This window comes from Reichenbachiella sp. (assembly GCF_039941815.1).
In the GTDB taxonomy this organism is placed as follows: domain Bacteria; phylum Bacteroidota; class Bacteroidia; order Cytophagales; family Cyclobacteriaceae; genus Reichenbachiella.
In genome coordinates this window covers 376231-397400 of sequence record NZ_JBDVDW010000032.1, presented here as the reverse complement: position 1 = coordinate 397400, position 21170 = coordinate 376231, and the positions used below count along the sequence as shown (strand labels likewise).

At 42.0% G+C, this 21170-nt stretch carries 18 protein-coding genes; 6 read left to right on the top strand and 12 right to left on the bottom strand.

Features of this window, described 5'->3' with window-relative positions; translation table 11 throughout:
- Positions 1 to 20: 20 nt before the first annotated feature.
- The 9 genes from ABJF11_RS08985 to ABJF11_RS08945 all read right to left on the bottom strand — a co-directional run bounded on the left by ABJF11_RS08985 (position 21) and on the right by ABJF11_RS08945 (position 8394).
- The gene (locus tag ABJF11_RS08985; RefSeq protein WP_348119475.1) at positions 21 to 1334 is read right to left on the bottom strand and encodes an ABC transporter permease; all 1314 of its coding nucleotides are present in this window, start codon (positions 1332 to 1334) and stop codon (positions 21 to 23) included.
- A complete protein-coding gene (locus tag ABJF11_RS08980) occupies positions 1331 to 2242 on the bottom strand; it encodes an ABC transporter ATP-binding protein (RefSeq protein WP_348119474.1) in 912 nt (303 codons plus the stop codon). Before ABJF11_RS08980 ends, ABJF11_RS08985 begins: the two co-directional genes overlap by 4 nt.
- Before the next feature lie 67 nt (positions 2243 to 2309).
- Positions 2310 to 3200: a hypothetical protein gene (locus tag ABJF11_RS08975; protein WP_348119473.1), complete on the bottom strand. Its 891-nt coding sequence runs from the start codon at positions 3198 to 3200 to the stop codon at positions 2310 to 2312.
- 199 nt (positions 3201 to 3399) lie between these two features.
- Positions 3400 to 4533 carry a molecular chaperone DnaJ gene (gene dnaJ / locus ABJF11_RS08970; protein ID WP_348119472.1) on the bottom strand — a complete coding sequence of 378 codons (1134 nt, stop codon included), beginning with the start codon at positions 4531 to 4533 and terminating at the stop codon, positions 3400 to 3402.
- Positions 4534 to 4535: 2 nt separating this feature from the next.
- Positions 4536 to 5114, bottom strand: coding sequence for a nucleotide exchange factor GrpE (locus ABJF11_RS08965; RefSeq protein ID WP_348119471.1), 579 nt, complete (start codon positions 5112 to 5114; stop codon positions 4536 to 4538).
- Positions 5115 to 5219: 105 nt separating this feature from the next.
- A complete protein-coding gene (gene obgE / locus ABJF11_RS08960; protein WP_348119470.1) occupies positions 5220 to 6212 on the bottom strand; it encodes a GTPase ObgE in 993 nt (330 codons plus the stop codon).
- Positions 6213 to 6293: 81 nt separating this feature from the next.
- The gene (locus ABJF11_RS08955; protein ID WP_348119469.1) at positions 6294 to 6866 is read right to left on the bottom strand and encodes an adenylate kinase; all 573 of its coding nucleotides are present in this window, start codon (positions 6864 to 6866) and stop codon (positions 6294 to 6296) included.
- A 72-nt stretch (positions 6867 to 6938) separates the two neighbouring features.
- Entirely contained in the window at positions 6939 to 7469 is a 531-nt protein-coding gene (hpt, locus tag ABJF11_RS08950; protein ID WP_348119468.1) for a hypoxanthine phosphoribosyltransferase, read from the bottom strand.
- A 1-nt stretch (position 7470) separates the two neighbouring features.
- Positions 7471 to 8394 (bottom strand): M20/M25/M40 family metallo-hydrolase, encoded by a 924-nt coding sequence (locus ABJF11_RS08945; protein ID WP_348119467.1) that lies wholly within the window; start codon positions 8392 to 8394, stop codon positions 7471 to 7473.
- A 92-nt stretch (positions 8395 to 8486) separates the two neighbouring features.
- On the opposite strand from ABJF11_RS08945, the gene ABJF11_RS08940 reads away from it, so the two are divergent.
- From ABJF11_RS08940 to ABJF11_RS08925, 4 genes are all read left to right on the top strand, one after another.
- Positions 8487 to 8951, top strand: coding sequence for a hypothetical protein (locus ABJF11_RS08940; RefSeq protein WP_348119466.1), 465 nt, complete (start codon positions 8487 to 8489; stop codon positions 8949 to 8951).
- Between the two features lie 50 nt (positions 8952 to 9001).
- Positions 9002 to 11827 carry a DNA polymerase I gene (gene polA / locus ABJF11_RS08935; RefSeq protein ID WP_348119465.1) on the top strand — a complete coding sequence of 942 codons (2826 nt, stop codon included), beginning with the start codon at positions 9002 to 9004 and terminating at the stop codon, positions 11825 to 11827.
- 153 nt (positions 11828 to 11980) lie between these two features.
- Entirely contained in the window at positions 11981 to 13612 is a 1632-nt protein-coding gene (locus tag ABJF11_RS08930) for a T9SS type A sorting domain-containing protein (protein WP_348119464.1), read from the top strand.
- Positions 13613 to 13840: 228 nt separating this feature from the next.
- Positions 13841 to 13978, top strand: coding sequence for a hypothetical protein (locus ABJF11_RS08925; RefSeq protein ID WP_348119463.1), 138 nt, complete (start codon positions 13841 to 13843; stop codon positions 13976 to 13978).
- Here ABJF11_RS08925 and ABJF11_RS08920 read toward each other — a convergent pair whose 3' ends face one another.
- Positions 13979 to 14401 carry a secondary thiamine-phosphate synthase enzyme YjbQ gene (locus ABJF11_RS08920; RefSeq protein WP_348119462.1) on the bottom strand — a complete coding sequence of 141 codons (423 nt, stop codon included), beginning with the start codon at positions 14399 to 14401 and terminating at the stop codon, positions 13979 to 13981.
- Between the two features lie 263 nt (positions 14402 to 14664).
- Here ABJF11_RS08920 and ABJF11_RS08915 point away from each other — a divergent pair, with 263 nt between their 5' ends.
- Both ABJF11_RS08915 and ABJF11_RS08910 read left to right on the top strand, forming a co-directional pair.
- Positions 14665 to 16068, top strand: a complete 1404-nt coding sequence (locus ABJF11_RS08915) for a helix-turn-helix domain-containing protein (protein WP_348119461.1) — start codon at positions 14665 to 14667, stop codon at positions 16066 to 16068.
- 176 nt (positions 16069 to 16244) lie between these two features.
- Positions 16245 to 18575 (top strand): T9SS type A sorting domain-containing protein, encoded by a 2331-nt coding sequence (locus ABJF11_RS08910; protein ID WP_348119460.1) that lies wholly within the window; start codon positions 16245 to 16247, stop codon positions 18573 to 18575.
- Here ABJF11_RS08910 and ABJF11_RS08905 read toward each other — a convergent pair.
- A complete protein-coding gene (locus ABJF11_RS08905) occupies positions 18572 to 18877 on the bottom strand; it encodes a hypothetical protein (RefSeq protein ID WP_348119459.1) in 306 nt (101 codons plus the stop codon). The two genes, ABJF11_RS08910 and ABJF11_RS08905, sit on opposite strands and share 4 nt — an antisense overlap.
- Positions 18878 to 18945: 68 nt before the next feature.
- Positions 18946 to 21108, bottom strand: coding sequence for an alpha/beta fold hydrolase (locus ABJF11_RS08900; RefSeq protein ID WP_348119458.1), 2163 nt, complete (start codon positions 21106 to 21108; stop codon positions 18946 to 18948).
- Positions 21109 to 21170 lie beyond the last annotated feature (62 nt).

Sequence of the window (21170 nt, the reverse complement as noted above, 5' to 3'; positions counted from 1 at the left end):
ATTAGCGTTTCGCGGATTTTCTATATTTTCATTACGAACCATTTGGCTAGCGTCTTGTAGTTGACCTTGGTGCCATGCATGAATATTCCAATCCTATAGATTCTACCGGCAATCCATGTAGTACTACAGAATCCCGCAATCAAGAGTGATATCGAAAGTGCCAGCTCCCAAAAAGGGACGTCAAACGGCAATCTCATCATCATAATAATTGGGGAAGTGAATGGAATAATTGAAAGCCAAAAAGCCAGAGAACCGTGGGGTTCTTGTATCACAATAGAGATCATCATCATCGAGAATATCAAAGGCAGGGTAATTGGGAGCATAAACTGCTGCGAGTCTGCTTCGCTATCGACTGCCGAACCTATAGCCGCTAATAGCGCTCCATATAGCAAATATCCACCAAGAAAGTAAATCAAAAAACAGCTTAGAATCACAGGGAGGTTTATTCTCTCCGTAATTTTTAGTAAATCGAATGCAGCGCTTTCATTTTTGATTTGTTCTACTTCAGCATCTTCAGCCGTCTGGACTACCATCTGCTCGGCTACACTTGTCCGATCTATCATCAAAGAAGTGGTCACTGAGGTGAGCGCTGTGGTCATGACCGCCCAAAGAACAAATTGCGTCAAGCCTACTGCTGCTATACCGATGATTTTTCCCATCATGAGCTGAAATGGTCGAACTGACGCTATCATCACTTCTATAATTCTACTCGTTTTTTCTTGTGTCACCCCTCGCATGATCTGCATGCCATAGATGAAAATAAACATATAGAGGAGGAAGGAGGAGACATAGCCGACTCCAAAAGCTATCCCAGAATTACTTTCACTTTCATCTCCAGACTCGGAGAGATTGATGGTATGCACGTCTACGCTGGCTCTGAGATTGTCTATCAGTGCTTGATCTAGTCCTGAGTTGGAAAGCTTTTCATCTTCGATGATATTGCGAATTCTTTTTTCGATGTCACCTTCTATGGCTATTCCGGGGTTTTGCAAGGAATAAAATTTGATGCCGCTGGGGTCATCCAAATCCAATTTGGGAATGTGAAGTAGCCCGAAGATGGCTTCATTATTTAGCAAATCTTGTTTGGTCTTTTCTACATCGGCATTGATGAACTGATAAGTAATGGTTTCAGTGTTGTCTATCTTGTTTTGAAAAAGCCCGGACTCGTCGATGACTTGTATTAGTTTTTGATCCCCTTCTCTGGTGGCGGACCAGAATACGACTGCCATCATACCCGCAAAGAGAATAGGGCCTAGAATGGTCATGATAATAAAAGACTTCTTTTTTACTCTGGCGATATATTCGCGGGCGATAATTAGACCTATTTTGTTCATGACTGGCCTGGCTTTACGGTTGAAATAAAAATATCATTAATGGATGGGATTTTCTCATTGATGGAGACGATTTTGGTCTTCGACATAATGAAACCTGCCAAATCATTCAGTGAATTATCCGCTGATATCCGCACTTCCGATCGGACAATATTATCCTCAAGCCTGCTGGTATTCAGTACTTCAAACCCGTTGGCAGCCAGCGGTATATCTTCTTCGTGTTCTGCGATGAAGGTATTGTTTCTAAACTGGTTTTTGATGTCTTTTTTAGCTCCATGAAGCAAAATTTTTGAGTGGTGGATCAGGGTTATCTGATCACATAGCTCTTCAACAGATTCCATTCGATGTGTAGAAAATATAATGGTCGCACCATTTTCTTTTAGCTCGAGAATTTCGTCTTTGATTAGATTGGCATTCACTGGATCAAATCCTGAGAAGGGTTCGTCCAGAATGATAAGTGATGGGCTGTGTACAACGGTGGCTATAAACTGAATTTTTTGTTGCATGCCTTTCGAAAGATCCTCCACATTTTTGTTGTGCCAGGCCATAATATCTAGTTTTTCCATCCATAAGCGAATGGAAGCTACGGCATCCGGTCTGCTCATTCCTTTGAGTCTGGCTAAAAATACCAGCTGATCAGAAACTTTCATTTTTTTGTACAAGCCTCTCTCTTCTGGCAGGTATCCGATTTTGCGTACGTCCTCGGCTGTCATCGGTACGCCTTTGAATAAGACCTGTCCGCTGTCCGGCATCGTGATTTGAGTAATGATTCGGATGAGACTGGTTTTGCCAGCGCCATTGGGCCCTAGCAGGCCAAAAATACTGTTTTCGGGAATACTGAATTCAATATTATCCAGTGCCTGATGGTCTCCATAGGACTTGGAGACTCCATCGATTTTTACTAAGTTCAATACGATTGATTTTTGATATTACTACATGAGTAGCTAAAGGTAGGGAAATATTACAGGATGCGAATAATTACTTCACGTATTCAAAAATGATGTTGCCAAGAGCGACGTCTACGTTGAACTCCATTAAATTTTTGGCATCGGCAGAGTAGCTTCGATTTACATATACATTTTCGTCTACTTGCTCAAAAGCCTTACTCAGAGAAATGTTGCACAGGGGAGAACTTTTGAAATAGACTATGGCAGGGTAGTCATTTTCAGGTACTATTATTTTCAATTTGCCTGCGCCGACACTTACGTTGACTTTGCAATGCTCACTTACACCTTCACTGAAATCGAGGACTGCAGTACCAAACCCTACATCCGCAATTACTACCTTAGCTCTGGACTTATTCACATTTTTCGTCACCAGATTACCCACATCTACATTTACCAAGAAGGTATCCATTGGGCACCTGTTAATAGAGCTGTCGTTGTAGATGATCTTGACATTAGCGCTACCGGATTCGAGCTTTAGCTTTGAAACTGAAAGATTAGACAAATCTAAGTTGGCGTCTCCAACACCATACTTCAAATTCAGATCATACACCTTTTGATTGGTGAGAAAGACTTTCCAATAGTTTTTCTCTGATTTTTCATTGCCAAACATGCTATAAGTAATGGCTTCGCTCAGTCCTTTTTGATTGTAGTCTTCAAGGAATAAGTTGACGTAATTGGTCATGCCTGTAACTTCGGTATGAAATGTAGGATTCACCTCTGAGAATGATGGATTACCATATATCGTAACTGGATCTTCATGCTTCGATGGGAAAATAAAACAGGTACCTGACGTCGCTTTTAGGGAAAAAGCAACGGTGTCGAAAGTGGCTTCATCCTTAATAGTATAGAACTTTTTTAGTTGTCCATACACATCCAACCCAAATACCATCACCACCAAACCAACAAGATATACTCTTAGCATGTCCCTTCGTACGGATTTTTTATCATTCTGGTTGGATTCATTCGTTGAATGCCTATAATCAAACGTCGAAAATAGAATGATTCGACGGAAATCAAAAATTAATCTGAGAAGGACGAGATTATGAAAGGCATAAAAACAGAAAATTCTCTCGCAGGTCTGTCCCACAAGAGAATCTTTATATCATCACTATATGTGAAGTCTAAAAGAACTCTTTGATTTTTTCGAAGAAGCCTTTTTCGCCTTTTCCAGGGTTTGGAGTAAAATTATCTGAGTTTCTCATGCTCTCCAATTTCTCCTTTTCGTCTTTGGACAATGTCTTGGGAGTCCAAATATTGACGTGAATGAGCTGATCTCCTTTCCCGTATCCATTGATATCCTTGATGCCTTTTCCTCGCAGGCGCAATATTTTACCACTTTGAGTGCCTTGGTCAATTTTGATTTTGACCTTGCCATCAATAGTTGGGACCTCTACTGAAGTACCCAATACTGCATCTACGAAGTTTAGATATAAATCATAGACAATATTGTTGCCTTCTCTTTTGAGCTCTTCTCCTTCTTGCTCTTCGATGACTATGAGAAGGTCTCCGGACATTCCTCCTCCGGGAGCTTCATTGCCTTTGCCAGACATGGACAACTGCATACCGTCTACTACGCCGGCAGGTATCTTCACCGAGATAACTTCATCTTTGTATGTCAACCCGGAGCTATCCACTCCATTTGGTTTCTTGTCTATACTCTGTCCAGCTCCGTTGCAAGTAGGGCAGGTAGACGCAGATACCATCTGACCTAGCATGGTATTAACCACTTTCTTTACCTGTCCACTGCCATTACAAGAAGGACAAGATTTGAACGTGACGCCATCGGCTACCACCAGACGATTGACTTTTATTTTCTTTTCTACACCATGAGCAATATCCTCAAGTGTCAATTTAAGTTTGATACGTAAATTGGTGCCTTTGCGTGCTCGTCCCCGGCCACCGCCTCCACCGCCAAAAAAGCTATCGAAGGGACTGCCGCCACCTCCACCACCACCGAAGATGTCTCCGAATTGTGAAAAGATATCATCCATGGACATACCTCCACCACCAAAACCACCACCTGCAGCACCGCCCATTCCAGCATGGCCGAATTGGTCATAACGTTGCTTTTTTTGCTGATCGCTCAGCACCTCATAGGCTTCAGCAGCTTCTTTAAAATTTTCTTCGGCTTCTTTATTATCTGGATTCTTGTCCGGGTGATATTTGATAGCCAGCTTGCGATAGGCCTTTTTGATTTCGTCTGCGGAGGCAGACTTAGATAAGCCCAGTACCTCGTAATAATCTCTTTTTGCCATAATTATGCTCCGGTTACGACTTTCGCAAATCTGATCACTTTGTCATTGAGCTGATAGCCCTTTTCTACGACGTCTACTATTTTTCCTTTCAGCTTTTCCTCAGGAGCAGGAATTTGTGTGATAGCCTCATGGTATTCCACATCAAATTCTGACCCCTTGTCAGCCTCAATCCTTTTTACCCCTTTTTGCTCAAGGATTCCTTTAAACTTGTTATAAATAAGGTCTACGCCTTCTTTGACTAATTTCACATCCGATTCAGCGGACATTGAAGTCTCCGCTCTTTCAAAGTCATCAAGTACCGGTAAGAGCGTTTGAATCAGGCTTTCGTTAGCAGTATTTATCAACTCCAACTTTTCTTTTGAGGTTCGTCTTCTGAAGTTTTCAAATTCAGAATACAATCTCAAATATTTATCCTTTGATTCATTGAGCTCAGCTTCAAGTTTTTCTTCAGCACTCAGGTTTGGCTGTTTCTCTACTTTCGGCTCTTTGTTTTTCACAGTTGACTCATTGGTAGTCGTTTCTTGTCCTTTCACCTCTTTCTCTTCCGACTTCTTGTCAGCTTTTTTACTATTTTTTGCCATTTGTATTCACAATTAATTGCTTCAGCTATTCGACAATTACTTTGCCAAGAGATTTTCTGTGACAGAATGTCGTTTTTTAGTGATTATATCGGTTGGTTGTCAGGTTTAAGCATTGATGCTTTTCCAGATCATATCTTTTAGTTGGTCAAGGTTTTTTTGGGCGACACTGGATATAAATATAGTTGGCAACTCGGTGGGTAGTTCCAGTTTCATTTCTTCCATGAGTTCGTCGTCGAGCATGTCAGATTTGGTAATCGCTAACATTCTTTGCTTATCCAGAAGCTCAGGATTGTACTTTGCTAGTTCATTGAGTAATATTTCATACTCTTTTTTGATGTTGTCAGCATCGGCAGGCACCATAAAAAGAAGTATAGAGTTTCTTTCAATGTGTCTTAAAAATCGGATTCCAAGTCCTTTGCCTTCGGCGGCACCTTCTATGATTCCAGGGATATCCGCCATCACAAATGACTTATGGTCCCTATATCCTACCACTCCAAGATTAGGAACAAGGGTGGTGAAGGCATAATTTGCGATCTCAGGTTTGGCTTCTGACAGTACGGACAGCAATGTGGACTTTCCTGCATTAGGAAAACCAACCAATCCAACATCAGCCAATACTTTTAGTTCAAGAATTATCCATTCTTCCTTGCCTTCTTCTCCAGGTTGAGCATAGTGAGGGGTCTGATTGGTTGCTGTTTTAAAATTGTCATTGCCCAGGCCTCCACGTCCACCAGGAGTCAGGATTATCTCTTGTCCATCTTCTAGTATTTCTGCTCTTTTCTCATCCGTTTCAGCATCCTTGGCTATAGTACCAAGAGGCACTTCCATTATGATATCTGCACCTTCCGCTCCGCTGCGATTACCACCTTCTCCGGGTTTGCCGTTCTCAGCGATGGCATGTTTCTTATAGCGAAGATGAAGGAGGGTCCAAAGTTGCTTGTTGCCACGCAAGATAATGTGCCCACCTCTTCCTCCATTGCCACCATCAGGGCCCCCTTTTGGGACGTGTTTTTCTCGTCGAAAATGCACTGATCCTGGCCCGCCGCTTCCCGAGCGAGAGCAAAATTTAACGTGATCTATAAAGTTTGAAGATGCCACTTTTTTTATTGAAAAAAGCAAATGACAAAACCCATCATTTTATCTGGTGGATTTTGTCATTTAAATGCTAGTGAATTTACATTAAAGTCCGTCTAATACTCTTCGTATTGACAGATATATCTCTTCTATGGCTCCTACACCATGGATTTTGTTGTACTTACCTTGTTTTTCATAAAACTCGGCTACTGGCAAAGTTTCATTTTTATATACCTGAATTCGATTGTCAATCTTAGATTCGTCCTGATCATCAGCTCTTCCGGAAGTTTTACCTCTTTCGAGCAATCTTGTTTTCAGTTCTTCATCTGGCACATCCAGTGCGATCATACCGCTAATAGATGTATCAAATTCGTTGAGCATGTCTTCCAGGGCTATTGCTTGAGCTACCGTACGCGGAAACCCATCGAATATAAAACCTTGTGGATCTATAGTTGTGGCGATTTTGTCTTTCACCATGCCTATGACTACTTCATCGGGGACGAGATTGCCTGCGTCCATGTATTTCTGAGCCATTTTTCCGAGCTCCGTACCTTCTCCAAGGTGCTTTCTAAACAAATCACCAGTTGAGAGATGCTCTAAGTGATAATGATTAATAATGTTTTCGCTTTGTGTACCCTTACCAGCACCGGGAGGCCCGAATAATACGATATTTAGCATGATCTATGTGTTAGTGAGTATATTAGTATTCTGTAAAAAGGGGGCAAATATAATAAATAAATCGGCGTCTAATCACGACCTAAGTTGATACAATCCGGTAAGATTTCTACCCTTACCCATGTAGTCCATTCCATAGCCGACTACAAAATGATTCGGTATCTCAGCTCCTATATATCTAAGAGGTATTTTTTGTTGGTAGGCATCAGGCTTAAAAAATAATGTCGCAACCTCTATAGAAGCGGTGCCTTTATCTTTTAGTAGCTCTTGAATGTGCAAAAGTGTACGCCCACTATCCACAATGTCTTCTACGACCAACACATGTTTGCCTCTAAGGTCTTCATGTAGGCCAATCAGATCGTTTACCTTACCAGAAGAGGAGGTGCCTTCATAAGAGGCAAATTTCACAAAGCTAATTTCCGGATCCAATGTCATGTGCCGTGTCAAATCAGCTACAAACAGGAATGCTCCATTTAGTATCCCCAAAATCAATAATTCCTTGTTGGTGTAGTCATCATCTATTCTTTTGGCCAGCGTTCTCACGCAGCTCAATATTTCTGATTCACCTAAAAACTCTTCAAAATTTTTGTCGCCGATTCTAATCATCTTATAAGTTATTCATCAGGTATTTGTAAAGGGTGACCATAGCTGTAATATCGGCTTTATGGACCAATTCGTTTGGCGTGTGCACGTAGTCCTCCGGAGCACCGACAAAACACCAGTCTATAGGGTACTGCGACTGCTGGATTTCTCGCCCATCACTACCCCCGCTTCTCTCCACTTCTATTTGATAAGGTACGCCAGACGCTTCAGCTAACGCTATAATTTTGTCTACATATTCACGTCTGGGAATACTTGAATCTCGCAAGGAGACTACCACACCCTGACCATGGGTGACCCCGTCAGTAATCCAGGTAATGTCCGATATCAGCGCTTGTTTTACCTTGTACTTTTCATACATCCATTTACACAGAAATGATACTGTACCACCTCCGTGCTCTTCCCAACAAGAGAAAATAATCAGTCCATTTTCCAGCGTTTCTGCGACTTTGAGTGCATTGTATACTCCAAGTCGATTGTCTATGTAGCAGGATTGAAAATATTCTTCTGTTTCTCTAAAGTCACATTTATAAACGAGATCTGTGCCAGACTCTATTCCACGACCAAAGTCGTAAAAGAGGTGTCCGTCTTCATCTTTGATTTTACATTCGATAGGACCCATTGCATCATGCCCTACGAGTAGATCACCAGATTCCACTTCTGGCCCTCCTATTGGTACCAATTGATTTTCATACCTTACGGTAAAACCGATAGAATCTAAATGCGCAAAAATTGCAGTAGTAGGCTCTCCAAACTTTAGGATCAGGCAATCTTGAAATTCTTCACCGTAGATCAATTCAGGTTTTGTCTTCCAGTTGTCCTGCTGTGTTTCCACATATTCAATCAGATATTTCGTCAGAGCTGATTCGTTTCCTGATGGAGCAAAAATTCCGCAGAGTTGTTTTAAAAGTTCTATATCTATTGGCTCCATAATCATTTTCAAAATAAGAGCACAAAAGTCATTGTTTTTCGTCTAAATCAAACAGGCAAGACTAATTTTACATTTCATAATTGCAAATTCAAATGCTAGAGGAAATACTAAAGTATCTACTAATCTACAGTTCCAGCGGAATCAAATTCGTATTCGGTCCCGTTTTTGGCGCTTCTTTTGGGTACAGCGTTTTCCTCACAGGGACACTTACCATACTGGGAATGATGACTACAGTTTACCTATTCACCTATTTTGGTACGCATATTCGACATTTCAGTCAGCGTGTTTTTACCTCTAAGGATAAAAGGGTGTTTTCTAAGAAGAACAGAAAATATGTGATGCTATGGCTAAAGTATGGAGTACCGGGGCTCTCCTTTCTCACTCCGGTTCTACTATCTCCACTGGGAGGAGCCATATTAGTGAATGCATTTGGAGGAAGAAGGAACGACATCATCAAGTACATGTGGTTGAGCAGTATCTTATGGGGCTATCCTATGACCTGGGCCGTTAAATTTGCCGGACATTTGTTACCATTTTTGAATCTTAGCGGGCAGTAAATTTCTACCTTCTCGGCTAATCTTTTAATCATTTTCTTACCTTTACTTACATGAGTAAACCTGAGAAGAAACTATTCCTACTAGATGCTTTTGCCCTCATTTATCGTGCACATTTTGCATTTAGCAAAAACCCGAGGATAAATTCAAAAGGGATGAATACGAGCGCTGTATTTGGCTTCGTCAATTCATTGCTAGAGATTCTTCGAAAAGAAAAGCCTACGCACATTGGGGTGGCATTCGACACCAGCGCACCAACTTTTAGACACGAGCAATTTCCTGCTTATAAGGCGCACAGAGAAGAGACTCCAGAAGATATTCGTACCGCTACACCTATAATAAAAGATATTCTTAAGGCTTTCAATATCCCTATCCTTCAGCTCGATGGGTTTGAAGCAGATGATGTAATTGGGACCTTTGCTAAGGCGGCTGCTCGCAAAGGGTTTGAGGTGTATATGATGACACCGGACAAGGACTTTGCGCAGCTGGTAGAGGATCATATCTACTTATATAAGCCGGCTTACATGGGCAACGGTGTGGATATTCTAGGAATACCGGAGGTGCTAGCTAAGTTCGAAATAGAACGGGTAGACCAGGTGAGAGATATTCTTGGGCTGGAGGGGGATGCAGCCGATAATATTCCTGGCATACCAGGAGTAGGAAAAAAGACGGCCATCAAGTTTTTGCAAGCCTACGGTACAGTCGAAGGATTACTAGAAAACACCGCCGATCTGAAAGGAAAGATGAAAGAGAAAGTGGAGGAGTTTGGCCAGCAAGGGATCATGTCAAAAGAGTTAGCCACGATCAAAATAGATGTGCCGCTCGAATTTGACGAAGAAGATTTGGTGCATATAGACCCAAATGAAGCTAAGGTCAGAGAAATATTTGATGAGCTTGAGTTTCGTACCATGCTGAAGAGAATATTTGACACTACGGAAACTCCTACGGCCACCTCCAGTGCGAGTCCGGCTACTTCTAAGAAAAAGGAGGCAGTACCAAGTCAACTCGGCTTATTTGGAGATGCCCCCGTCACTACTGCATCTCAAAATCCGCTAGGTGTCGAAGAAAAGAAAAGTGCTAAAAATCACAAGCATGACTACCATTGTGTGGATACACCCGCCCTTAGACAATCATTGATAAAATATTTGTCCTTGCAAGAGGAATATTGCTTCGATACTGAGACTACAAGCGTCAACCCGGAAGAAGCAGAGCTCGTGGGAATCGCGTTTGCCTATATGGCTGGTGAGGCTTATTATGTCCCCATTCCTGATGATCAAAAAGAAGCTCAGCAAATTGTAGAGGAGTTCAGACCGATTTTGGAGAATGAGCAGATTCTTAAAATTGGGCAAAACCTGAAGTATGATATTCAGGTCATGAAAAACTATGGTGTGGAGGTAAAAGGCAAAATGTTTGATACCATGCTCGCACATTACCTGATTGATCCTGAATCCAGGCATAAAATGGATGTGCTGGCTGAGAACTACTTAAACTATACCGCGATACCGATTGAGGACCTTATTGGTAAGGGGAAATCGCAGAAAAACATGCGCGATATTCCAGTCAGTGAAGTGGTAGAGTACGCCGCTGAAGATGCTGATGTTACACTTCAACTAAAGCATAAATTGGCTGAAGAAATCGAAGCTAGAGACTTGGATAAGCTACTTCACGAAGTCGAAGAACCCTTGAGTATAGTGCTGGCGGATATGGAATACGCGGGGGTAAAAATAGATACAGAGGTGCTGGGGGTGATGTCCAAGGAGCTCAACGAACTGAGTGTAGTGGCTCAGGATAAAATTTTCGAACTGGCGGGTCAGGAATTCAATATAAATTCTCCAAAGCAGATGGGAGAAATTCTATTTGATAAAATGAATCTGGTTGATAAACCTAAAAAGACCAAAACAGGACAATATGCGACTGGAGAAGAAATTTTATCTAAGCTGGCGCCTGAGCATGAGATTGCCGAGCGAATTCTTGAGTTTAGAGAGTATCAAAAGTTGAAGTCGACCTATGTAGATGCGCTTCCGCTTTTGATCAGTAAGAAGGATGGACTGATTCATACAGATTACCGACAGGCAGTGGCTGCTACTGGCAGGCTCAGCTCCAATAATCCTAATCTTCAAAATATCCCCATTAGGACCGCCAAGGGGCGGGAAATCCGCAAAGCCTTTGTGCCACGAGGTAAAGACTTTACAATGTTCGCAGCAGATTACTCGCAAATAGAACTTCGAATCATAGCTGCATTTGCCAAAGATGAGCAGATGATAGCTGCATTCAAAAACGGTCAGGATATTCACTCTACTACAGCGTCAAAAGTTTTTGATGTACCTATGGAAGAAATGACACCAGATATCAGAAGAAAAGCCAAGGAGGTCAACTTCGGTCTGATCTATGGTATATCCGCTTTTGGGCTGTCTCAAAATATTGGCATATCAAGAACAGAGGCTGCTGAAATCATTGAGTCCTACTTTGCCCAATTTCCTAATATCAAGAAGTACATGGATGATCAGGTCAATTTTGCCAAGGAGCACGAATATGTGGAAACAATCCTTGGAAGAAGGAGATATCTCAGAGATATCAATTCAAGAAATGCGACTGTCCGAGGATTTGCGGAGCGCAATGCTGTGAATGCTCCGATTCAGGGTAGTGCTGCTGATATCATCAAAGTGGCCATGATCAATATTCATGATTGGATGAAAAAGGAAAAACTACAATCCAAAATGATCATGCAGGTACATGATGAATTGGTATTCGACGCACATAAAGATGAATTAGATGTACTCCAGCAGAAAGTGGAAAATCTCATGAAAAATGCGATCCCTATTGATGTACCTATGGAAGTCGGTATGGGCAAGGGCGATAATTGGCTCGAAGCGCATTAAATTGAATTATTCTAATATGTAAATGCTTTTTTCGTATTTGGATTTCATTTTCGTAGCACTTATCGGATATTTTTCGAAATTCATCGAATAAATTAACTCAATAGACCCTTTTTAAATCTCTTTTGCACCTGAACGTCGTACATATTCTGTCCAATGTTCAAAACAAAAAGTGCAGATAGAGAAATGGGAAAGAAGACAATAGAACTGAAAGGCTTATTAGCCTTGATTGCCAGCATTATAGGAATAAACTTATCTTTTGGCCAGTGCCCCACCAGTGGGACCATTGCAAGTGATTGTACGACCACGGGAAATCTTACAGTAAACGGAAACACCCTAACAGTCAATACAGGAGTTACTATGACAGTGACAGGGACATTGACTGTAAGAGGGACAGGTTCTATTATAGCTACTGGTGGTAATGTCTCACTAGGTGCTTTCACAGACGGCAACGGCACCAACACACTAACTGGAGGCACATATACGGTATCCGGTACATTTAATACTGCAGGTGGCGGAGACTTTTCTATGACTGGTGTCACGCTGAACGCAACCGGCTCAGCCAGTTTTTCTGGTTCGGACATTTCTATTATCAACAGCAACCTTATATTGGCTTCAATGACAACTAACTTAAGTACCATGACTATTTCAAATTCAACTATTACCACAACAGGAACCGGAGGATTAGAATTGGAAGAAGCCACCGTGACAAGCTCAACTCTTACTGTAGGGGGCACGCTAGATGTAGATAGCGGCACAAGTACAGTCAGCGACTCAGATTTAGATGTAGGCGTAGGATATGTAAGTACTACTGGCCAAAACGCAGTCATCATGAATGGTGGAGGTAAACTTTATCTCAATAGTAACACAACCCTGGATGTAAAAGGAGATGTCCAAAACAATGAAATGTATATCAACGCTTCGCATGTAGTGATCACCGGTGATTTTGACAATGCAGGAGCAGAGATACTTGAAGTGAGCAACGCTGGCTCGATACTGGTCGGTGGAAATTATGACAATGGTGGTAGCGGAAGTACTACTGCAGAAGGTGGAGGGACAATAGAAGTAGAAGGTGATTTTGACAACTCCGGAGGGGGCAGCGCCACTATTGATGGAGGGGGCATGGTCGTAGGTGGAACCTATAGCGGTGGAGACCCTGTAGTGACTGGCGGTGCTGAAGAAGGATGTAGTGGAGGCTCGGGAGGGTGTTGTGGATCTGCCTGCTCTTCTCTACCAGTGACACTGATTTCGTTTAATGTAGATGCCGTTCTCGACCATGTTCAGATCAGTTGGAAAACAGCCACAGAGATCAACAACGATCATTTCAACATTTACAGATCTACCAATGGATTGGATTTCGAACTCATTGAATGGGAAGCCGGAAACGGTACGACCAATGAACCTATGTTTTATTCAATCAAAGACTTTCCTTCTCAAAACGGAGTATATTATTACCAACTTGAGCAAGTAGATTATGACGGCAAAAACGAATTCTTTCCGGTCAAACAAGTCAATTTTCATTTGGGCAAAAGCGAACAGCTAAACCTATATCCAATGCCACTGACTTCCAGTGAAAACTTCTATGTTTCTACCACAGCCTCAGATGGTGTATATGTGGCAGCAGTGCTTTTTGACCTTTCGGGCAATTTAACCTTGAATTTACCCTATGAGTTAGAAATGGATAGAATTAAGTTCGTGTCTTCAGACTTAGGATTGAACGCAGGTATTTATCTGGTCAAAATAACCATCGGAAATAAGCAATACATCCAAAAGGTCAGGATCAACTAAACAAACTTCAGCCACGGACCGATTCGTAAAATACCACATGATGTTCCGCATTGATTTATTACAATTCTATAGAATAAAAAAGATCGGAGTTTAAAGGGGTTTTACTCGACATTTCGATTTTGAAAGGCATTGAAAAGCCTGCATTGAACTCCTGTTAGTTGACACTCTGCAAATACTATTGGTTTGGGCTCCATTTCTGCCAAAATTATAGATGTCAATCGCAGATTGATGTTCAATATTAGATTCGAGTCAGAAGTAAAGAGAATCCGGTTTCTAACGTTGCAGTTGGATCTCCTGCCGGGGATGCATATTATCAACATCGAAGTTGGCGAAACGATCTATCATCGCATGATCAAATTGGAATAACTACTGGCCAAATGCCGTCACGACCAATTGCCTGCCTCCACCATAGTTTCTATGTTCGCAAAGATATATCCCCTGCCAAGTGCCTAGATTGGGGCGGCCATTTGAAATTGGAATAGACACTGAACTTCCCAAGAGCGAAGATTTGATGTGTGCAGGCATGTCATCCGAACCCTCATAGGTGTGTTGGTAATACGGAGCATCTTCTGGTACAAACTCATTGAAATGACTTTCAAAATCCTTTCTTACCGTAGGATCTGCATTTTCATTGATAGTTAGACTGGCTGAAGTATGCTTGATAAATACCTGCAGCATTCCGGCTGTCCACGCTTTGATCTCCGGTACGAAGGCCAAGATCTCATCTGTGACCAAATGAAACCCTCTGGCGTGCGGATTGAGTACCATCTCTTTTTGAATCATATGCATAGGATAAAAATCCTCTATTCCTGCAATTAATCAAAGCCTCCATTAATGAATATTGTGTGAAGTAGCTTTTTTGAACTTATGGAAGTTCAGTAATTTCTGCGTAAATTGAAGCTTCAAAAAGCACGTATTAATTCGTATAAGGAGGCCACTGTATTCTATTATTAGGCGCTATGTACAGTCCGGTTTGCTAAGCGAATTTTGTCAAAGTCAAGTTGAATTAATCGACAGTGAAGAAACATTGCGGGCTTTTGATCTTGTTTTGCATGACAACCTACCTAACCTCAGCCCAGGTGAAATTTGTCATCGAATCTCTTCCCGAGACCACACCGGCCACGGACTCTATATACATTACTGGCACCTTCAACGGATGGAACACGGACGATCCAAAATATTTGCTCCGTAAGCAGCCTAATGGTCAGCTATCCATTACACTAGAAATAAATGAGGCCATATCTGAGTATAAATTTTCTCGTGGAGATTGGCTAAAAGTAGAAACCGGGACTGACAACGAATACATCCCCAATCGCATCTTTCGCAGAATAAATGATGGACAGGTCGTCCTCATACAGATAAAAAACTGGCAAGACCTGGGTGGAGCTCGCAGCTTTGAATACCTCATCTTCTACTATTTCGCAGTAGCTTTTTTGGCGTTGATGCTGATGCTCCTTAGCCATAGAATCTTCAAGAAGGAGGTCTATCGCAGTACCCTTTTCATGATGACTAACGGATTGATTTTTCTACTCTTTGGAGGCACGGTAGTATATTATGTAGTCAATCCGATTTGGCAAACCTACCTCATCATATTCAGTCATGTACTGATATTCGTTTGGGGGCCTGCTCTATATCATTTCATACATTCGATTCTCAACAAGCAGCATCTATCCGTCAGATGGGTATGTTTCATTCCTCTCTGCCTGGCAGTAGTTTTGGCCGTATTTCGATTATTCAATCTGGAGGCTGTCGCATTCCTGTCGGTGGATATCATAGGGTATCTCACCTGGGGTAAGCTCATGATGCTGGGGTCAGGAGCTTTGATTACAATGATTTTTATGGCTAAATTAATTTCTGCAGAACGAATATCAGATTATAGAGTACCTCAACACATTCATCTTTTTTCGACACTTTTTCTGGTGATCAATGCATTTGGTGCAGTCTTTATTTTCATAAACCTCTATCTCGATTATGTAGGAAGCCCGCACGAAATATTTCTTAGTCAGAAAGCCTTCTTTATCCTGGTTTCGCTCATCATTTGGTTGGAAGTCTATGCGCTCTGGCACGATCCACAATATTTCAAGGAGAAGCCTCAAAATTTGTCTATCGATTCTGCGGATGAATTGCTAAAGAAGCTAAGACAGCTGATGGAGGATGATAAAGTGTATCGAGATGCTGAATTGAGTGTCACGCGACTGGCAGATCTGATGGAGACAAAATCACACGTATTATCCAAAATTCTGAATGAGCACTATGAACAAAACTTCCGTGATTTTGTAAATGCCTACCGTGTACATGAATTCATTCAATTGGCTCATGGTGGCAGACTAGAAAAGCTGACTTTTTTAGGATTAGCGCATGAAGTGGGATTCAATTCCAAATCGACTTTTAACCTGGCCTTTAAAAAAATAACCAATCAAAGCCCAAGAGACTACTTCAAGACATTGGTATTATAAATGTCAGATTATCAGACTCTTAAGATGTGTCTGGAGAAATTGTTTATCGGCAATTCTTGACTGATTTTAGAAAATAGGACGTTTTTGAGGAGCTCCTAACGCAAGTTTGAATACTTGATTAATAGTTAATCAGGCAGCTATTGAAAAAAAGCTGTTCATTTCAAACAAAAACTGACATGATCAAAAAACTTACGATTATTATTTTAGGCATCCTTTTGTATGGCTCCAATGGCCAGGCACAAAATGATGTAATGATGCAGGCCTTCTATTGGAATCTTCCTGTGGATGAGGCCAACTTGGATGGGGACTGGTGGGACAACTTGTCCAACAAATCATCTTATCTGAAAAACGCTGGGTTTACCGGTCTATGGTTGCCTTCACCAGCGAAAGGAAATTGGGGTATCATTGACATGGGTTATGGGATCTATGATCACTATGATCTCGGTAACTACAATCAAAAAGGATCCATCGAAACCAGATTTGGCAGCAGAGCCGAATTAGAAAACATGATCGCTGATATGCATGACACGAGCGGGGGCCAGCCCAAAATAGAAGTGTATGCAGACATAATCCTAAACCATGTATACTCCAATGATGAAGATGAGGAAGCCAATCCGGCCGTAAAGGCCTATATGTTTGCCGAGGCGTTTACCAATGGTTCTCAGCATGTACCCTATCCAGCCAACGAGATCAAGTGGACCATTCCTAATGCCGGAACGGGGGATTATTATATTAAAATCAAAGGTTTCGAAATGGATTGGGCTACCTATGACAAAAGAGGATATGAGGTGACAATAGATTATACTGGCTCCGGTGACAACACCACCTATAGCTGGGAAAGTGAGCCCAATGATGGCGGAGGCTCATTTGATGTTTTCCCGGCATCGGGACAAATAGTACGAGGATTTATAGGCTCTTCTACAGATATCGATGAGTACAAAGTGACGTTGTCGAGTAGCAATGACATAGTGATCAAGTTGAAGGCCATAGACAACAGTAGTGGCTGGAACTGGGGAGATCAGAATCATGGGCTTTATCCATCTGAGGTCTGGTACAATGGCAACAATCTGGCCTCTACTACTTTGGAGGCACGTACGAATACTGGCATCAGCTATGTCACTCACACAGGCACTGGAGAAGCCAATCTCAGTTGGAACTACTCACACTTCCATCCGGTAGATGCCAATGATTGGCTAGGTGATTGGGGTGGCGATGAGATTATCCCTAACACCAAAGGATTTGGCAATGACTTCAACACCTACAGTGCCACAGTAGAAACCCGATTTCAGGATTGGGGAGAATGGCTCTCAGACGAAATTGGATTTGATGGCTATCGCCTTGATTTTGTGAGAGGTTTTCAAGCCGAGTATGCCGCAGATTGGGTGAATAGCTTGCCTTTGCTCAACGGTAGTCAGAGATTTATTGTAGGCGAATACTGGGGATCAGATAGCAGAATCAACGACTGGGTAAATGATCTGGCTGCAGACGGTGCCGATGCTGATGGATTTGACTTTCCACTAAAATCATCACTTACTGATATGTGTAATGGAAGTAGCAGCTACGACATGCGATGGTTAAATAATGCTGGAATGGTGAGAAACGGCAATGGGCACGCGCTACCTGGTACTTCTGTGGTCACCTGGCTGGACAATCATGATACCGGCAAAGAGCACGATAAGTGGGTCACGCAGGACTGGAAAATGGGATATGCATATATCCTGACCCACGAAGGGCGCCCATGTGTATTCTATCCACACTACTACAACGTGACGCTGGTAGACAATCATGACGCTACCAATACTGTAACAGCTCCTGCAAGTCTGCAAGATGATATCAACAAACTGATGTTTGTCAGATCTACCTATCTAGGCGGTACGCTAGAAGTACTCAGCGATGTAGGTAATCCATATCCATCAGGCGATGCGCATGATGTGTATGTCGCTCGAAGAGCTGGCAATAGTACCAAAGACGGCGCCATAGTGGTAATCAACAATAGCTCTTCGACTAAAGGCCTATGGGTAGATATATCGCCTTCGGGATGGTCTAGCTGGGATAATACCGTACTGGCTAATGCTTTCGACAATACGCAAACTACACAAGTGTATGGCAGCGGCAGAGCGTGGGTGGAAGCGCCTGCTCGCGGCTATGCAGTATATGTAAAGCAAAGTGAGTATGTCGCCTATACGGCGCCTACCGCTCGTACTCGAGATTTAGGATTGGGTGCTACGCTGGATGAGAAATTGGAATTTGCTATTTCAGACATCTACCCTAATCCAGTAGTGAATGGAATGTCCAATCTTGAATTTGACCTACCAGAAAGTGGTACAGTTTCAATCCAGATCTTTGATTTATGGGGAAGAGAAGAAAGTGTCGTTGAGTTTCAAAAAGCGGCTGGGCACCACAGTGTTCAGATGGATGTAAGACATCTCACCACAGGATATTATCTATATAGATTTGTCTACAACGATAAGGTCACTCAAACCAAACCATTTTTAATAAGAAACTAGTTCGCTAACAATTGGTAATGGAGAGCTCCTCGGATGATTCCGAGGAGCATTTTCTTTAATTTGGTAAATCCACTTTTTGAGTCCAGCAATGGCTTGACCATAGCGGCGCCTATCAGAGATTTTAGCGGGGTGCCTGCTACTAAGATGGAAGTAGATAGTTTTTTACTAAACATTAGCAAAAATGGAGGTGCTTTGGAGCGCACCTTTCGGTCTCCTTCAAATACGTTTTCTTCAGCTAGTTGTGGGCGAAGCAAATAAATAATAAGACCTACAATGGCCAAAATAATTCCAATAGTACTCATAGTGTTGATGATTTATATCTGTTAGTTTTTAATCTATTTGGGAGGCTAGTTTATTCTTGATTGATATGCTACAGGTTTTCCAATAGGAAATCAGTCATCATGGTAAATAGATGAACTTTGGTTTTCTTACCGATCAGGTGATGATTGTTGTCCGGATAGTAGAAAGATTCAAACTGTTTGCCCTGCATAATCAATTCGTTTTGTAGTGTGACAGCATTTTGAAAGTGCACGTTGTCGTCACCCGTACCGTGGATCAGCAGGTACTTGGCTTTTAGTTTAGAGGCATTTCGCACAATAGAATATTCGTTGTAGCCTTCAGGGTTGTCTTGTGGTCTTCTCAGGTATCGCTCCGAATAGATCGTATCATAATATTTCCAGAGAAAGGGAGATACGGAGATGCCGGCCTTAAATATATCAGGGTCTGTCATCAGTGCCAATGATGAAATATAGCCACCGTAGCTCCAACCCCAGATGCCGATCCGGTCCTTATCAACAAACGGCATCTTTGCCAGAAATTTGGCCGCAGAGACCTGGTCTTCGGCTTCCATTTTACCCATTTTCATATATGTCATTTTCTTGAAATCGGTGCTCTTCCCTCCAGTACCTCTACAGTCTACGGCCACCACGATATAACCTTTCTGAGCGAGCAGCTGGTGCCACATAAAATGCCGGCCTTGCCATTCATTTTTCACATCTTGAGATCCCGGGCCGCTATATTGATAGATCAAAACCGGATATTTTTTAGTGCTGTCCATCTTAGGTGGTTGCACCATATATGCATTTAGGAGTTTTTTGTCAGCCGCCTCTACTTCAAAGAGAATTTTATCAGTCAATCCATATTCGATGACTCTTTCTCTGAGAGCAGCATTGTCCTTGATCACCTTCACTAGCTTGTTGCCCTTCGTCATCATCAGAGATACTTCCGTTGGGCTCTGAGCCGAATTATTGTAGCTGATGTAATATTTAAAATCCTTACTCATATCTGCCTTATTCACTCCAGCTTTTGTGCTGAGCTGAACCTTGCCGTTGCCTTTGTAATCCACTCTATAAACATGCCGCTCTAGTGGAGATACCTCGGTGGAGGTATAATACAGTACTGGCGTTTTGGATCGCTGATCCAGTCCAATAAGCTTCACTGCATTGAAAGCTCCTGAGGTGGCCTTATACTCAAGCTGACCATCCATTCGGTGGATATAAAAGTGCTTGTACCCTTCTCGCTCTGAAGACATCAGAAAATGAGTGCCATTTTCGAGATAGATCCATTCATTGGTGAAAGTGGCGTGTATATAGTCTTTGGCTTTATCTGTTAGAATGTTGATAGCCGATTTAAACTTAGTGCTATAGTGGAAAATATCTTGACGATTTTGCAATCTATTGAGTCTTTTGATGGCTAGGAGATCAGGATCTTTTGTCCATTGGATATTGGGAATATAAATATCCGTGTCTTCACCCAAGTCAACAGTCTGAGTTGTGTTGTCTTTGAGATTGTACACCTTGATATTTACCAGCGAATTAGCCTCACCCGCTTTAGGATATTTGTATCGATAGTCCCTTGGGTACAGGGCTCCTTTATCCCAAAACTGCAAGTTGTATTCTTTTACCTGACTTTCGTCAAAACGATAGTAGGCTAGTTTTTCAGAGTTCGGTGACCAGAAAAATGCTTTGGTCAGATATAATTCTTCTTCGTATACCCAATCTGTAGAGCCATTGATAATGCTTCCTTTTCGTCCGTCTTTTGTTACCGGGTATTCAGCCATATTTACCAATTTCACATAGTATAGATTATTGTCTCTGACAAAGGCGACTAGCTGGTTGTCAGGTGATACGGTTGCATAGGACTGCCTACCATTTGGGGATAGTTTTTTCAGCTCCTCTCCCTTGAAAGTATAGATATAATACTCTGCGGTAAATGATCTACGAAACACTTTCTTTTTATCTGTAAGTAGCAGTAAGCGGGATTCATCTGAGGTGAATTTGTAATCATCGATTTTGAGATTGAGAGCTTTGCCATCGACGATCACTGAGTCTGAAATACCGGTTGTCACGTCGTATCTGATAATTTTATTATCCTCCAGGGCCGTATAAAACTGGCCGTTGTTCATCCAGTTTAGACTGGAAAGAGATTCTTGTTTGAACACTGCCTGGTCATAGATAGCTTCTACAGTGAGTTGTTTTTGGGCATGAGTGACAAAAGCTGCCATTAGCAGCAAAAAAAATAGCTTTGATTTCATGGCTGATGGGGAGTTTGATTTTCACAAATATAAAATATTGCTGAAAAGCACCTAATGGATTG

Bases quoted from the DNA above. Each gene is read 5' to 3' on its own strand.
- ABJF11_RS08985 (WP_348119475.1), bottom strand. From the start codon at position 1,334: ATGAACAAAATAGGTCTAATTATCGCCCGCGAATATATCGCCAGAGTA.
- ABJF11_RS08975 (WP_348119473.1), bottom strand. From the start codon at position 3,200: ATGCTAAGAGTATATCTTGTTGGTTTGGTGGTGATGGTATTTGGGTTG.
- dnaJ (WP_348119472.1), bottom strand. From the start codon at position 4,533: ATGGCAAAAAGAGATTATTACGAGGTACTGGGCTTATCTAAGTCTGCC.
- ABJF11_RS08965 (WP_348119471.1), bottom strand. From the start codon at position 5,114: ATGGCAAAAAATAGTAAAAAAGCTGACAAGAAGTCGGAAGAGAAAGAG.
- ABJF11_RS08955 (WP_348119469.1), bottom strand. From the start codon at position 6,866: ATGCTAAATATCGTATTATTCGGGCCTCCCGGTGCTGGTAAGGGTACA.
- hpt (WP_348119468.1), bottom strand. From the start codon at position 7,469: ATGATTAGAATCGGCGACAAAAATTTTGAAGAGTTTTTAGGTGAATCA.
- ABJF11_RS08945 (WP_348119467.1), bottom strand. From the start codon at position 8,394: ATGGAGCCAATAGATATAGAACTTTTAAAACAACTCTGCGGAATTTTT.
- ABJF11_RS08940 (WP_348119466.1), top strand. From the start codon at position 8,487: ATGCTAGAGGAAATACTAAAGTATCTACTAATCTACAGTTCCAGCGGA.
- polA (WP_348119465.1), top strand. From the start codon at position 9,002: ATGAGTAAACCTGAGAAGAAACTATTCCTACTAGATGCTTTTGCCCTC.
- ABJF11_RS08930 (WP_348119464.1), top strand. From the start codon at position 11,981: ATGTTCAAAACAAAAAGTGCAGATAGAGAAATGGGAAAGAAGACAATA.
- ABJF11_RS08925 (WP_348119463.1), top strand. From the start codon at position 13,841: ATGTTCAATATTAGATTCGAGTCAGAAGTAAAGAGAATCCGGTTTCTA.
- ABJF11_RS08920 (WP_348119462.1), bottom strand. From the start codon at position 14,401: ATGCATATGATTCAAAAAGAGATGGTACTCAATCCGCACGCCAGAGGG.
- ABJF11_RS08915 (WP_348119461.1), top strand. From the start codon at position 14,665: ATGACAACCTACCTAACCTCAGCCCAGGTGAAATTTGTCATCGAATCT.
- ABJF11_RS08910 (WP_348119460.1), top strand. From the start codon at position 16,245: ATGATCAAAAAACTTACGATTATTATTTTAGGCATCCTTTTGTATGGC.
- ABJF11_RS08905 (WP_348119459.1), bottom strand. From the start codon at position 18,877: ATGAGTACTATTGGAATTATTTTGGCCATTGTAGGTCTTATTATTTAT.
- ABJF11_RS08900 (WP_348119458.1), bottom strand. From the start codon at position 21,108: ATGAAATCAAAGCTATTTTTTTTGCTGCTAATGGCAGCTTTTGTCACT.